The following is a 13,648-nucleotide window of genomic DNA, read 5'->3' as shown; positions in this document are numbered from 1 at the left end:
CCGGTTTGTTCACCGGCGGCCCGCCCTCTGCGTGTCTCCATGCTGGTCAGCCGAGGCGGTACAAACCGCTGTAGGCGGAGACCGCCGTGCCGTTCTTCTTGACCCAGGTGGAGATCTCGGAGTTCGAGGAGCCCTGGCCGCTGCTGCTGATGACGATGTAGTGCAGCTTGCCGGACTTCACGAGGCTCTTCAGTTTGGCGAGGGTCATGGCGTTGTCGGAGCCGGACCAGCCGCCCATGGAGATCACCGGCTCACCGGACTCCAGGATGATCGAGGAGGCGGTCTGGTCGGTGGCGACGGCGACCAGCCAGGTGGCGCCGTCCTGGTTCTTCTTCAGGTACGAGATCATCGCGGAGGAGACCTGGGTGTCGCCCATGCCTCCGGCGGTCCGGCCGGACGCGGACTGGCTGCTGGAGCCGGGGCTGCGCGAACTGCTGGTGCCGCTCGGTGTGCTGCCGCTGTTGCTCGTGCCGGTGCCGCCGCCCGGGCCGCCGCTCCCACTGGGCCGCTGACCCCCGCCCATGCCGCCACCGCCCATGCCGCCGGTGCTCGGACCGGCCGTCGGGTTGGTGCCGTTGGTGCTGGAGCCGGCCGCCGACGCCGCGTACGCGGCGGGACCGGCGAGCAGGGCGACGACCGCCGCGAGGGCCGCGATGCCCGTCAGCCGCTGCCGCCCGGTGAACCGGCCGAGCAGCAGCCCGATCACGGCGACCGCACCCGCGACCCCGGCCACGACCTCGGCGACCGTGTACAGCGTCCCGGAGCCGGAGACCCGCTGGAGCAGGACGACCGCCCAGACCGTGCTGCCCGTGATCGCCGCCGGCAGCACCCACGCCCACTTCGCCGCCGAGCCCTCACGGAAGGCCTTGTAGAGCGTCACTGCGCCGATACCGGCCAGGGCGGCGACACCCGGCGCCATGGCGGTGACGTAGTACGGGTGGAAGGTGCCCTCGGCGAGCGCGAAGGTCAGGTAGTGCAGGACGAACCAGCCGCCCCACAGCAGCAGCGCCGCCCGCTTCGCGTCCGTACGAGGGGCCCGGCCGCGCAGCACCAGACCGCCGATCAGGGCGACGACCGCGAAGGGGATCAGCCAGGAGATCTGGCCGCCCATGATGCTGTTGAACAGCCGGTACAGCCCCGCCTCACCGCCGAAACTGGCGCCGTTGCCCTGCGAGCCCACCGAGGAACTCGCCCCGAAGATCCGGCCGAAGCCGTTGTAGCCGATGACCAGGTCCCACACCGTGTTGTCGGTGGAGCCGCCGATGTACGGCCGGGAGGACGCCGGAACGAGGTCGACGACCACCATCCACCAGGCGCTGGAGACGACCAGCGCGACGGTGCCGACGGCGAGGTTGCGGATACGGCGGCCGAGCGAGCCCTTGGCCGCCCACAGGTAGACCAGGAAGAAGGCAGGCAGGACGACGTACGCCTGCATCATCTTGGTGTTGAAGGCGAAGCCGATCGCGACCCCCGACCACACCAGCGGCATCAGTCGCCCGGTGCGCACGGCCTTCATCAGCGCGGCCGCACCCAGCAGCATCAGGAAGACCAGGACCGGATCGGGGTTGGTGTCCCGGGTGATGGCGACGGTGATCGGCGTGAGAGTGAGCGCGAGCGCCGCGATCGTGGCCGCGACGGCGCCGAAGTCCCGCTTGACCATGCGGTACAGCAAGGCCACCGAGCCGGTGCCGAGCGCGACCATCGGCAGCATCAACTGCCAGGTGCCGTACCCGAGGACACGCGCCGAGAGGCCCATCACCCACAGCGCGAACGGCGGTTTGTCGACCGTGATGAAGCTGCCCGAGTCCAGGGCGCCGAAGAAGAACGCCTTCCAGCTCTTGGTGCCGGAGTAGACGGCCGCGTTGTAGAAGGTGTTGCCGCTGATGGACGACATGTTCCAGGCGTACAGGGCCGTGGCCAGCACGAGGATCGCCCAGAGAGCGGGGCGGGCCCAGCGCGGATCCTCCGCGGGACCGGTGAACAGTCCGCGCAGCCGGCTGCTCGCGGCGGGCGGCGCGGCCCGGTGCCTGCCGTCCTGGGTGGTCGGCGCGGGCGGTGGGGCGAGGGTCGTCATGGCACGTACTCCAGGTCTCCGAGCGGTGGTTGCCATGACCGTCGGGCCCGGGGCTGGGTGATCCCTGTGGCTTCGCTGAACGCAGGATGAGAATCAGGGAACTCACAGGTCATGCACAGCGGGTGGGGCGCCACCCGCTCGTCTGAAACGCACTCAATTCAGTGTTGGCGCAAATTTGCTAACCGATGTACGCCTGGTGGACAACGTTTCACTCTTGCGGAAACCGCCCGGAATCCCGAAGGACCGTTGCGGTGGGACACGGTTGCACGGAAGATGTTCGGTGACGCTGCCGAGGTCCGAGTGAACCGCGGGAAACAAGTTTCACAGAACGAGGCCCCCTTGCACATCATCGTTCGTCGGGTCGGTCCATCTCCGCGCGAGCGGGGTTGTCCCTGTATTAGCTGTTCGCGCGTTCTTGTTGCCTTGTCGCCGGACGACATGGAGACGATTTTCGAGAAGCGCATCAGGCCCGACTACGAGCCCGTTGTGCGCCGGGACGACCCGCGCCTCGTGTGTGTCGCGGCCCAGCCCGGCGCAGGAAAGACCGACAACCCGGCCCTGGTGTTTTCCGGTCGCGAGGCGACGCGCATCTGTGGGGACGACTTCAAGATCGCCCATCCCCGGTATCTGGAACTCCTCGCGGCCGACCCGCGCACCGCCGGAGAAAGGATCCGCCCCGTCTATCAGGAGTGGCAGCGGCGGATGGAGAGCCTGGTACGTGACCTGCGCGGTGATGTGGTGATCGAGCTCAGCCCCGGCCCGGACGGGAAACTCCTCGACGACGTCGCCCTGTACCGGGCCGTGGGCTATCGCGTCGAACTCGTCGTGCTGGCCGTGCGCAAGGCGGACAGCCGACAGGGCATCAGCCTGCGGTACGCCCGGGCGCTGACCAGTCCGTGGGCCCGGTTCACCTCGGTCGCCGGGCACGACGTGTGCTTCCAGGCCCTGGCCGAGGTCCTCGCGGCGGTCGAGCGGGAGTCCGCGGTCCACTCCGTGCAGGTCGTGCGCCGCGACGGCACCGTGCTCCACCACAGTGAGCGCGACGCCGCGGGCAGCCTGGGCGAGGGTGCGGTCGAGGCCCTGCGGAAGGAATGGGAGCGTCCCTACACCCCCGAGGAGGCGGAGGTGTTTCTCGAGAACCAGGAAGAGTTGTACCGGACGCTGCCCGAGTACTGCGTGGAATGGGACGACATCGCCGCGTTGGCCGACCGGCTGATGCCGTTGTCGCTCAACTGACGCCGGTCAGCTCCCGGAATCGCTTCCCGTACTTCCGTGCCACGCTTCTGATCTCGTCGGGACCGGCCTGGGCGAGCGACTTCCGGGCGATCACGCACTCCCGTCGCTCGGCGATCAGCCTGTCCAGACGGCCGGCGTCGGGCGAGGGCGCGTGCTCCTCGTCGTAGATCGCGCTGTTGTACCAGGCGATGACGAGCCGTACGCATTCCAGGGCCACGGCGTATCCGCCGGAATCGGTGCGGGACGAGGAGTTCGGTGCGGGTGTTCTCCGCGGGATTTCCGGATCGGACACGGCAGGTCCCTTGGTGCCTTGCTCGGCCCGGGCTTTCTCGGGGGTCCGAATTCCCAAGGCCGTCAGGGCAGTCTTCCACGGGTGACGAATGCACGCGGAATTTCTCTTGTCGGCGGTCTCGCCCGGGTGTCTACCCGTGTCCCTGATGGTCAACCCCACCGGCTTCTCTCCGTGTCTTGTGGTACGGGAGCGGAGCATGAAGAGGCTTGTGCGCTTCCCCCGTTCCGTGCGCCACAGCTTAGGGTGGTTGGGTCGCCAGTGACACTCTTGCGACATGACCAACACGCAGCGCAGTACTGGAATGTCTGATTCCAGTATGGGATCCCCGGTTTGCCCACGCATAAAATCCTGGTATATCCGGGGGGTGCAGGTTGGGCGGGCGGGATTTGGATCTTCGTGCGCTGTTCGGTTCGAATGATCGGGGAATCCAGGTCGAAGAGCACTTCACCGACCGTCAGGAGCAGTGGGAGGCGGTCGTAGCCGCCCTCGCCGAGCACGCGCGAGCCGTCGCCGCGCCCGGCTTCGACGTCGAGGATCTGGAGACGCCGCGTGACAACGTTCTCGTCTTCCACGGCGTCGGCGGTATCGGCAAGTCCACGCTGTCGAGGAAGGTGGAGTCGGCGCTGGCCCACGGCGACCAACGGCCGGCCCAATGGGGTGCGCCCGTCCGGGTGAACGCCCGGGTGCTTCCTGTCCGGATCGATCTCGCCCGTTCGGCCGGTACCGACTTCGAGCGGGTGGTCCTCACCCTGAGGCTCGCCCTCGCCGAACTGGGCCGGCCGCTGCCCGCCTTCGACCTCGCGCTGCGCCGCTACTGGGACCACGTCCACCCGGGTGAACCGCTGGAGGAGTTCCTACGGCGCGGTGGACTCGGCCGCCGGTTCGGCAGGGCCGTACCGCAGCAGATGCAGTCCGCGCTCACCGACATCGCCCAGGCCGTGCTGCTGCCCGGCACCGTCGGCGCCGTGGTCGGGCAGATCACCGGCGCGCTGGTGCGGGCGCTGCGGGACCACCGGGCCTCGGTCCGGGCGCTCGCGGGCTGTTCCCGGTTGGCCGATCTGCTGGAGGCCGAGCCCGGTCTGGACGCGCTCTCCTACTACCCGCACCTGCTCGCCTGGGAGCTCGCCCGTCTGCCCCCGGCCAGGGCCGTCGTGCCGGTGATCCTCCTGGACACGTTCGAGGACATCGGCGACCGCGTGCATCGAGATCTGGAACGGCTGCTGCAGAGGGTCGTGTGGCTCATGCCCAACGCCTTCTTCGTCGTCACCGGACGCAGTCGGCTCCAGTGGGCCGAGGAGGCCCTGCACGGACAGCTCGACTGGACCGGTCCCGCGGCCTGGCCCGGCCTCGCCGTACCCGCCGGAACGGCGGACGCCACCGCACCGGGACCGGCACGACAGATCCTCATCGGGGACTTCTCCGCAGAGGACTGTGACGACTACCTCGCCCGGCGGCTGACGCGGAACGGCGAGCCCGTCATGGGACCGGACGTCCGGGCCGTGATCACCGCGCGCTCCCACGGACTGCCGCTCCATCTCGATCTGGCCGTCCAGCGGTTCCTGGCGATCCGGCGTACCGGGCGCGACCCGCGGCCGGCCGATCTCGACCTCGACTTCCCCGCTCTCATCGTCAGGACACTCAGCGATCTCACCCCCGACGAGCGGCATGTCCTGCGCTCCGTCTCCCTCCTCGACAACTTCGACGTGGCGCTCGCCTCCCGGGCGGCCGGAATGACCTTCGAGTCGGCCGCCCTGCGCATGGTCGAGCGGCCCTTCGTCCGTTTCGATCCGCACGCTGTCTGGCCGTACCACCTGCACGGAGTGATCCGCTCCACCATCCGTACGGCCGGTGACCGGGCGGACGACCGCTGGTCGGAGCGGGACTGGACGCAGGCGGCCGTGCGGGCCCTCGAGGCGATCGGCGAACGCTGGGCCGAGGCGTCCGCCCCGGGCCGCGGCCTGCTCGTCGACTGTCTGCGCCAAGGCCTGCGCCTGGCACGGGACTTCGGCCTGGGGCTCGGCTGGCTCGCCGACGCCGCATGGAGCTATGTCGCCGACTCCGTGTGGGAGCCGCTCGCCCCGCCCGCCCCGGACGAGCCCGCCCCGCCCACGCTGAGCACCGCGGCCGACGCCCTGGTGGAGACGCTCAGTGCGCTCGCCCGCCGCCAGCACGAACACCGCGAGCACACCGTCGCCCGGCTCACCGCCGTCGTCGACTCCGGCCTGCTGCCCGCGGAACTGCGCGACATGGCGGTCTACTACCGGGCCAAGGCCCTGCGCGACCTGGGCCGTTCACAGGACTCACGGGACGGGATGCGCATGGTCGCCGACGGCGGCGGGCGGCTCGCCCCGGCGGCCCGGCGCGGACTCGCGCACCTGGCCCGCCTGACCGGGGACTTCCCCACCGCCCTGCGGACCGCCGGCACCCTCGGCTGGGCCGGGCGCCACCACCGCGTCCTCGGCGACGTGTGGTGGGTGCAGGGCGACCTGGCCCGCGCCGCCGAGGCGTACCGGGCCGCCCGCGACGAGGCCGAGCAGCACGCCGTCGCCGGCGAACGCGCCACCGCCCAGGCGCAGCGGGCCTTCACGCTGGCCTTCGCCGATCCCGCCCTCGCCCAGGACGAACTGGACCTCGCCCATCAGCTGCTGGTGGGCCTGGACCTGCGGGCCACCCGCCTCACCGCGCACATCGCCGCCCTCGTACGGGACGCGGGAGCCGCCTCCGCCCAGCTCGAGGGCCGCGCCCAGGTCCTGCGCGCCGAGGCGGGCACCGCCGGGATCACCGCGGCCCGGCTCGCGGTCGAGCTCGCGCTCGGCTTCCACCACGCGATCCTCGCCGATCACGCCCGGCTGGACGCGTGCCTCGCGCGTCTGCGGGAGGCGGTCCACGGCGGCGACTACGCCTACTACGGCGACATCGTGTGTTTCATGTCCGGCCGCCCCCTCCCCGACGACGGGCCGCCGCGGGCGCGATGGCTCGACGGGCCGGGCCCCACCCGCGCCCGCTGGCAGGCCCTGGTCGCCGCCCGGCGCGCGGTGTACGGCGGAGCGCCGTGACGAGCGGCGCGGCCGGGACAGGCGTCCGCGGCTCAGGACACCGTTCGAATGTCCGCAACACAAGCCGTCTAGACTCTGCCGGACGGCCTGCCGGACTGGCCGAATGCGGACAACTTCTGCCAGACCCGAAGGGTATTCGGCGCTTTGATACGGATAGATTCAGTCACCAAGCGGTACCCGGACGGCACGGTGGCGGTCGACCGGCTCTCGTTGGAGATCCCCGACCGTTCGATCACCGTCCTCGTCGGTCCCTCGGGCTGCGGCAAGACGACGACCCTGCGCATGATCAACCGGATGGTCGAGCCCAGCGAGGGGACCATCCTGATCGACGGCAAGGACAGCCGGCAGCAGCCGGTCAACACGCTGCGCCGGTCCATGGGGTACGTCATCCAGAACGCCGGTCTCTTCCAGCACCGCACGATCGTCGACAACATCGCCACCGTGCCCCGGATGCTGGGCTGGGGCAAGGAGAAGGCGCGGGCCCGGGCACGGGAGCTGATGGAGCGGGTCGGGCTCGACGGCTCGCTCGCCAAGCGGTACCCCTACCAGCTGTCCGGCGGACAGCAGCAGCGCGTCGGTGTGGCGCGGGCGCTCGCCGCCGATCCGCCGGTGCTGTTGATGGACGAGCCGTTCTCGGCCGTCGACCCCGTCGTCCGCAAGGGTCTCCAGGACGAACTCCTGCGCATCCAGGAGGAGTTGGGCAAGACCATCGTCTTCGTCACCCATGACATCGACGAGGCCGTCAAGATCGGCACGATGGTCGCCGTGATGCGCACTGGCGGCAAGCTCGCCCAGTACGCGCCGCCCGCCGAACTGCTCTCCAGCCCCGCCGACGCGTTCGTCGAGGACTTCCTCGGCACCGACCGCGGCATCCGGCGGCTCTCCTTCTTCCCCTCCGCGGGCCTGCGACTGCTCACCGGACCGGTCGTCGCGGTCGACGCCACCGCCGAGCAGATCGCCGCGCGGGACACGGCCGAGGCCCCCTATCTCCTCGTCACCGACGTGGACGGCAAGCCCCTTGGCTGGAGCGAGCCGCGACAGCTGACCGCCGGGAGCGTCGACGTCGGGCAACTGCTGCCGTACGGACGGCCGTTCGTCGCCGGTACGGACTCGCTGCGGGCCGCGCTGGACTGTGCCGTGCTCTCACCCACCGGGTGGGCCGTCGGTGTCGACGCCGAGGGCCGGGTGGCCGGAGTGGTCTCCCAGCAGGCCATCGGCGAGGCGATCCGCGGGGCGCACGCGCAGGGCCGTGCGGACGCCCCCGTCCCGGACTCCAAGGTCGGCTGATGGACGGCTTCTTCGACATCCCCAGCGACCTCCAGCACAGCTGGCTCGGTCTCGTCGGCCTGCACGTCCGGGAGGCCGGGCTGCCGGTCCTCGCCGGTCTGCTGATCTCCCTGCCGCTCGCCCAGCTGTGCGTGCGCTTCCGGTGGCTGTACCCGCCGGTGCTGTGGGTGACGACCGTGCTGTACGCCATCCCGTCGCTGGCCTTCTTCGTGGTCCTCATCGACTACACCGGACAGACCGAGCTCACGGTGATGATCCCGCTCACCGTCTACACACTCGTCATCCTGGTTCCGGCGATCGTCGACGGCGTCCGTTCGGTGCCGCAGGAGACCATCGCCGCCGCGACGGCCATGGGCTTCGGACCCGTACGCCGTTACATCCAGGTCCAGTTGCCGATCGCCGTGCCCGCCATCATCGCGGGGCTGCGGGTGGCGACCGTGTCCAGCATCTCCCTCGTCAGTGTCGGCGCGCTCATCGGCAACCAGGGGGCGCTCGGCAACCTCATCAACGACGCGAACATCTACAACCGGCCCGAACTCGCCGTGAACGCCGTGCTGACCATGGCGGTCCTCGCGATCCTCGCCGACGGGCTGCTGGTCGTCGTACGACTGCTTCTGACGCCGTGGATGCCGAGCGGCGCGCGTGCGCGGCGCACGGACCGGCCCGAACCGGAGGTCGCCGCCCGGTGAACATCCTCAACTTCATCAACGCGTTCTTCAGCGACAGCGCACACTGGCAGGGCTACGACGGGATTCCCACGAGGCTGGGGGAGCACGTCCAGTACACCCTGGAGGCCCTCGCCATCGCCGCGGCGATCGGACTGCCGGTGGGGCTCGTCACCGGGCACTACGGGCGGGGCGGCAACGCGCTGGCCTTCATCGCCGTCGCCGGGCGGGCCCTGCCCACCTTCGGTCTGCTGGTGCTGATGACCCTGTCGCTCGGGTTCGGGCTGATCAACGTGATGATCCCGCTGGTCGTGCTCGCCGTGCCGCCGATCCTGGTCACCACCTACGAGGCGATGCGGTCGGTCGACCCCGCCCCGGTGGACGCGGCCCGGGGGATGGGTATGCACGAGGTGGAGGTGCTTTTCCGGGTCGAGCTTCCGGTCGCCCTTCCGCTGATTCTCGGCGGACTGCGGTCGGCGGCCATCCAGATCGTGTCGACGGCCACGATCGCCGCGTACGTGTCTCTCGGAGGGCTCGGGCGGTACATCGTGGACGGGCTCTACCAGCGCAACTACGAGAAGGTCGTGGGCGGCGCCGCACTGGTCGCCCTGATGGCGCTGGCGACGCTGGCGCTGTTCTGGGGGATCACCCGGCTCACGGTCTCGCGCGGGGTGCTCAGGAGCAACTAGGCGAAGGCCGGGGGAGTTCCGATTCCCCCGGCCCCGTCAAGCCTCCGTGCGCGCCAACGCCTGTTCCAGGACGACCAGCAGCGCGTCGCGGACCGAACCGCGCTCCCTCGCGTCGAAGACGATCACCGGGACGCGGTCGTTGACGTCCAGGGCCCAGCGGACCTCGTCCAGGGTGTGCTCGACCCTGCCGTCGAAGGCGTTGACGGCGACCGCGAACGGGATCTGCCGGTGCTCGAAGTAGTCGACCGCGGCGTAGCAGTCGTCGAGGCGGCGGGTGTCGACGATGACCAGGCCGCCGAGCGCGCCCTCGACGATGTCGTCCCACATGAAGCCGAAGCGCTCCTGCCCCGGCGTGCCGAACAGGTACAGCTTCAGGGTCGGGTCGACGGTGATGCAGCCGAAGTCCATCGCGACCGTGGTCGTGGTCTTGCGCGGGGTGTGGCTGAGGTCGTCCACGCCCGCGGCGACCTCGGTGATGGCGGCCTCGGTGGTCAGCGGCTCGATCTCGGAGATCGAGCCGACCGCGGTGGTCTTGCCCACCCCGAAGCCACCCGCGATCACCATTTTGACCGGCAGCGGCGGTCGTACGGCGGCGGAGGGCGCGGCCGAGGGCCGGGTGGCCGGTTCAGTCGGTGTCACGGAGTACCCCTCGGGAGTCGGGGATGGCGCGCAGGCCGTCGATGAGCCTGCGCAGGACGGAGGCGTCGTGGGTGACGTCGGTGTCGGGCACGTGCACCGTCAGCTGCCCCGCCGTGCGCAGGTCCTCGGCGAGGATCCGGACCACGTTCAGGTGCAGCCGCAGCCGGGCCGCGATCTCCGCGATGGACTGCGGTATCCGGCACGCGGCGACGATGTCGTGCTGTTCGAAGGCGAGCCGGTCGAGCACGGCGAGTCCCTCGGCGGTGGCCACCACCTGGGTCTCGACGGGCATCGTCCGGCCGGACGGATCGGGTGCCACCCGGCCGGCGGTGACGAGGAACGGCCGTACGGCGGGCACGGGACCGCCCGGCTCCGAGCTCGGAGGCGTGCTGCCGTCCGCCATGACTGCGCTTCCTCCTCGGTCAGCGCTTCGACACGGTGCCGACGCTGTTCTTCAGTTCGAGCACGAGCTGGGGGCTGAGCGCGCTGCCGGCCCGGTTCGCGAACAGCGTCATCTCGTACGCGATGTTGCCGAGCTTGGCCTCCTTGTCGGTGACGACGCCGAGCACGGCGCCGCTGCCGATCGCGGAGACCAGGACATGGCCGCCCTCGAGGTCGATGATGACCTTGTTGAGGCCGCCGAGGCCGTAGTTGCCGGAGGCACCGGCGGCCAGGCTCGTGATGCCGGAGACGATCGCGGCGAGGCGCTCGGAATCCGCGTGCTCGCGCAGTTCCGACACCGCGATGAGCAGCCCGTCCGAGGACACGGCGATGGCGTCGACGACGCCCGCCGTCTCCGTCGCGAAACGGTTCAGCAGCCAGGTGAAGTCGGCTGCGGCGGCCTGCAGGTCGGCGGGCGTGGTGCCTTCCGTAGGCGTGTCACCTGTGGACGTGCTCACTGCTCCGCTCCTTCCGGGGAGTGGTTCTGTTCGTGCGGGGGGTTGGATGCGGTCTTGTGGGTTTCCACGTCGTCCTCGAACACCGGTCTGGTGTGGTTGCCGGTCTCGCTGTCCCGGTGGGCGCGCTCCACGGCCGCCTCGAACTCGTCGAGCGCCTCACGCACGGCCTCTGGGTCCGCGGGCCGGGGCGGGGCCGCCTTGGGCTCGGCGTCGGCACCGAGGGTGGTGCGCAGCGTGGCGCCACGGACGCGGCGACGCAGGGGACGCACGCCGTCGCCGCCGTCGCCGTCGCCGTTCCCGGTCATCTCGGCGGGTGCCGCCTCGCCGGTACGGGCCGACGGGATGAACGGGGTTGTGTCGGAGGGGGCGTCGCGGTGGGGGATACGGCGGGGGAGCGGGGCGGGCTCGCCGGTGTCGGAGGTGGGGGACCCGTTCGATGCGCCGGGGCCGGCTCCTCGGACGCCGGCTTCGGCGGGCCTCGCGGCACCCCGACCGGAACCGGCGCCCGCGGTCCCGTCCACGGTGGCTTCCGCCCGCGCCGCCGGTACCGGACCCGCGGACGAGGCCGTACGGGGGTCCTGCGCCGGCTCCGCGGCCGAGTCCGGGAGTGTTCCGGTGGTGGCAGGCCGCGTGCCAGTGATCGGGGCCGTAGGAGAGTCCGCCGCCGTGTGCGGGGTGGCGCCGGCGTGGCCTCCGGCGGCCGCGGTCGAGCCCGGGAGCGTTCCGTTGGTGGTGGCGGACGCGCCCGCCGACGGTGCCGTACGTGCCTCCGCCGCGGAACCGCCGGAGGCAGAGGCAACCGCCAGGGGGCTCATCGTCAGCAGCAGGGACGACGGGATCGTCACCTCGGCCGTGACGCCGCCGCCGGGGGTGCGGGTGAGGCTGACGCCCACCTCCCAGCGGCGCGCCAGCGTGCCGACCACGAACAGGCCGAGCACCTTCGTCGGGACGAGGTCGAGGCGTTCGCGGCGGATGAGGCGGGCGTTCTCCTCCTCCAGGCGCTCGGCGCTCATGCCGAGACCGTGGTCGGAGATGACGACCAGCGCACCCTCGTGACTGTCCTTGACGATCACCTCGACGGGGCTGCCGGCGGGCGAGAAGGACACGGCGTTCTCGACGAGTTCGGCCACCATCAGCGTGAGGTCGCCGATGATGTCGGGCTCGACCATGACCTCCGTGCCGACCTGGAGGGAGACCCGCTGGAAGCCCTCGATCTGGCCGAGCGCGGCGCGGACGACGTTGGTGAGGGCGAGCGGTCCGGAGTCGAGGACGGTCTCGCGGATGCCGGCGAGCAGCATCAGGCTGTCGGCGTTGCGGCGCAGACGGACCGCGATGTGGTCGATGCTGTAGAGGCGTTCCAGGAGTGCCGGGTCGGTCTCGCCGCGCTCGACCGCGTCGATCAGGGCCAGCTGCCGGGTGGTCAGGTTGCTGACCCGGCGGCCCACGTTGCCGAACATCTCGGCGACGTTGCGGCGGCTGAGCACCTGGCGTTCCAGGAGCGCGACCGCGGTGGTCTGCACCTGGTTGAACACATCGGCGAGATCACCGATCTCGTCCTTCGCGGTGACCGGCATCTCCTGGAGCCGCGGCGTCCCGGTGTCCTCGGTGTCGTCGTCGGCCACGCGGGCGAGCTCACGGCCCGCCACCTCGGCGACCTGCTTGGCGGCACCGGTGAGTGCCTGCACGGGGCGCACCACGGAGCGTCGTACGGCGACCGAGAAGGCGAGCCACAGCACGAAGCCGAGGAGGGCCGAACCGAGCAGCCAGGCGGCGTTCGAGCGCGCGTCCCGGGAGGCGGTGTCGGCGCGGTCGGCGATCTGGTCGATGAGCGAGGTGGTGGTCTTCAGCCGGGTCCGGGCCTGGGCGCGGTAGTCCGGGTAGGAGTCGAGCGCCGTCTGGAAGGCGTCCTTGATCTCGGACGGGGTCCCCGCCTGGAGCGCGCCAGGGTCGATCTGCAGCTCGGCGTACTGCCGGGCGATCGTCGCCTGGGCGCTGTTGTGCTCGATGTCGCCGAGTTCCTCGGCCTGCTCCGCCGTGGCGAACCGGCCGAAGCGCTCGACCTGGTGGGTGTACTCGTCGTAGGAGCCGATCGCGCCGATCAGCTCGATGAGGGCGTTGGAGTCGCCGGTCGTCGCGGAGAACACACCGGTCTCGAAGGCGCCGTGGGCGGCGTCGGCGCGCAGCAGCGAGTCGAGCAGGTTGCCGGTGAAGGTGGCGGCGAGGGCAGGGTTGCGGTCGAGCCCGAGACCGTCGATCAGGCCCTTGGCGGCGTCGCTGTAGGCCGGGTCGATGTTGTCGGCCGGCAGATAGGACTTCTCGATGGTGTTGCGCAGGTCCTCCAGGCCGTTGACCTCGAGCAGGGCCTGGGCCTCCTCGTCCGGCAGCCGGCCGCCGAAGGTCGCGTGGACCTTCTCGACCTGGTTGTCCACGCGGATCTGGGCCTCGCGGTAGGCGGACTGCGAGGGGGTGGCGCCGTCCCAGGTGGCCTGGTGGCGCACGGAGAGCAGGACGGCCTGCTGGTGCTCGGCCTCCAACTGCCCGACGAGCTTGGCCACCTCGGCACTGTCCCGCACCAACTGCGCCGCGTCCGACGCGTCCTGGGACTGGCCGACCTGGTCGGCGAAGAGATAGGTCAGCAGCACGGCGACGACCGCGAGAGGCACACCCACCAGGATGTTCAGCTTGCGCCGGAACGGCCAGCGCTCGGCGAAGTCCCGTATGCCCCGTACACCGCTGCCACGGGTGCCGCCCGGGGACGGCGACGGTGCCGACCCGGTGGACGCGCCCACCTCGTTCGTGGACACCAGCCCT

Annotated in this window: 11 protein-coding genes; 5 read left to right on the top strand and 6 right to left on the bottom strand. The window is 70.9% G+C overall.

From position 1 onward, the window contains the following. Nucleotides 1-46: 46 nt before the first annotated feature. Nucleotides 47-2,074 carry a glycosyltransferase family 39 protein gene (locus M2157_RS12390; protein ID WP_280865269.1) on the bottom strand — a complete coding sequence of 676 codons (2,028 nt, stop codon included), beginning with the start codon at nucleotides 2,072-2,074 and terminating at the stop codon, nucleotides 47-49. Between the two features lie 438 nt (nucleotides 2,075-2,512). Between M2157_RS12390 and M2157_RS12385 the strand changes: the two genes are divergently transcribed. Then, complete coding sequence (locus M2157_RS12385; protein ID WP_280861877.1) at nucleotides 2,513-3,310, top strand: zeta toxin family protein; 798 nt, start codon at nucleotides 2,513-2,515, stop codon at nucleotides 3,308-3,310. Here M2157_RS12385 and M2157_RS12380 read toward each other — a convergent pair. After that, nucleotides 3,303-3,602 (bottom strand): hypothetical protein, encoded by a 300-nt coding sequence (locus tag M2157_RS12380; RefSeq protein WP_280865268.1) that lies wholly within the window; start codon nucleotides 3,600-3,602, stop codon nucleotides 3,303-3,305. The two genes, M2157_RS12385 and M2157_RS12380, sit on opposite strands and share 8 nt — an antisense overlap. A gap of 386 nt (nucleotides 3,603-3,988) precedes the next feature. Here M2157_RS12380 and M2157_RS12375 point away from each other — a divergent pair, with 386 nt between their 5' ends. The 4 genes from M2157_RS12375 (at nucleotide 3,989) to M2157_RS12360 (ending at nucleotide 9,299) form a co-directional block, all read left to right on the top strand. Continuing rightward, nucleotides 3,989-6,658, top strand: coding sequence for an ATP/GTP-binding protein (locus tag M2157_RS12375; protein ID WP_280865267.1), 2,670 nt, complete (start codon nucleotides 3,989-3,991; stop codon nucleotides 6,656-6,658). A gap of 144 nt (nucleotides 6,659-6,802) precedes the next feature. Beyond that, the gene (locus M2157_RS12370) at nucleotides 6,803-7,945 is read left to right on the top strand and encodes an ABC transporter ATP-binding protein (protein ID WP_280861874.1); all 1,143 of its coding nucleotides are present in this window, start codon (nucleotides 6,803-6,805) and stop codon (nucleotides 7,943-7,945) included. Next, nucleotides 7,945-8,634 (top strand): ABC transporter permease subunit, encoded by a 690-nt coding sequence (locus M2157_RS12365; RefSeq protein ID WP_266509434.1) that lies wholly within the window; start codon nucleotides 7,945-7,947, stop codon nucleotides 8,632-8,634. Before M2157_RS12370 ends, M2157_RS12365 begins: the two co-directional genes overlap by 1 nt. After that, nucleotides 8,631-9,299 carry an ABC transporter permease gene (locus M2157_RS12360; protein WP_280845273.1) on the top strand — a complete coding sequence of 223 codons (669 nt, stop codon included), beginning with the start codon at nucleotides 8,631-8,633 and terminating at the stop codon, nucleotides 9,297-9,299. The genes M2157_RS12365 and M2157_RS12360 overlap by 4 nt, the downstream gene beginning before the upstream one ends. Before the next feature lie 36 nt (nucleotides 9,300-9,335). On the opposite strand, the gene M2157_RS12355 is transcribed toward M2157_RS12360, so the two are convergent. From M2157_RS12355 to M2157_RS12340, 4 genes are read right to left on the bottom strand one after another with little or no spacing between them, the layout of a single operon-like run. Further along, nucleotides 9,336-9,938, bottom strand: a complete 603-nt coding sequence (locus M2157_RS12355; protein WP_266558025.1) for an ATP/GTP-binding protein — start codon at nucleotides 9,936-9,938, stop codon at nucleotides 9,336-9,338. After that, a complete protein-coding gene (locus M2157_RS12350; protein WP_266558023.1) occupies nucleotides 9,925-10,341 on the bottom strand; it encodes a DUF742 domain-containing protein in 417 nt (138 codons plus the stop codon). The genes M2157_RS12355 and M2157_RS12350 overlap by 14 nt, the downstream gene beginning before the upstream one ends. 19 nt (nucleotides 10,342-10,360) lie before the next feature. Then, nucleotides 10,361-10,837, bottom strand: a complete 477-nt coding sequence (locus M2157_RS12345) for a roadblock/LC7 domain-containing protein (protein WP_280861873.1) — start codon at nucleotides 10,835-10,837, stop codon at nucleotides 10,361-10,363. Further along, a complete protein-coding gene (locus M2157_RS12340) occupies nucleotides 10,834-13,641 on the bottom strand; it encodes an ATP-binding protein (RefSeq protein WP_280865266.1) in 2,808 nt (935 codons plus the stop codon). The genes M2157_RS12345 and M2157_RS12340 overlap by 4 nt, the downstream gene beginning before the upstream one ends. Nucleotides 13,642-13,648: the final 7 nt, after the last annotated feature.

This window comes from Streptomyces sp. SAI-127 (assembly GCF_029894425.1).
Lineage (GTDB): Bacteria > Actinomycetota > Actinomycetes > Streptomycetales > Streptomycetaceae > Streptomyces.
Note: the sequence above shows the minus strand (reverse complement) of the source record. Positions and strands in the feature narration are given on the sequence as shown.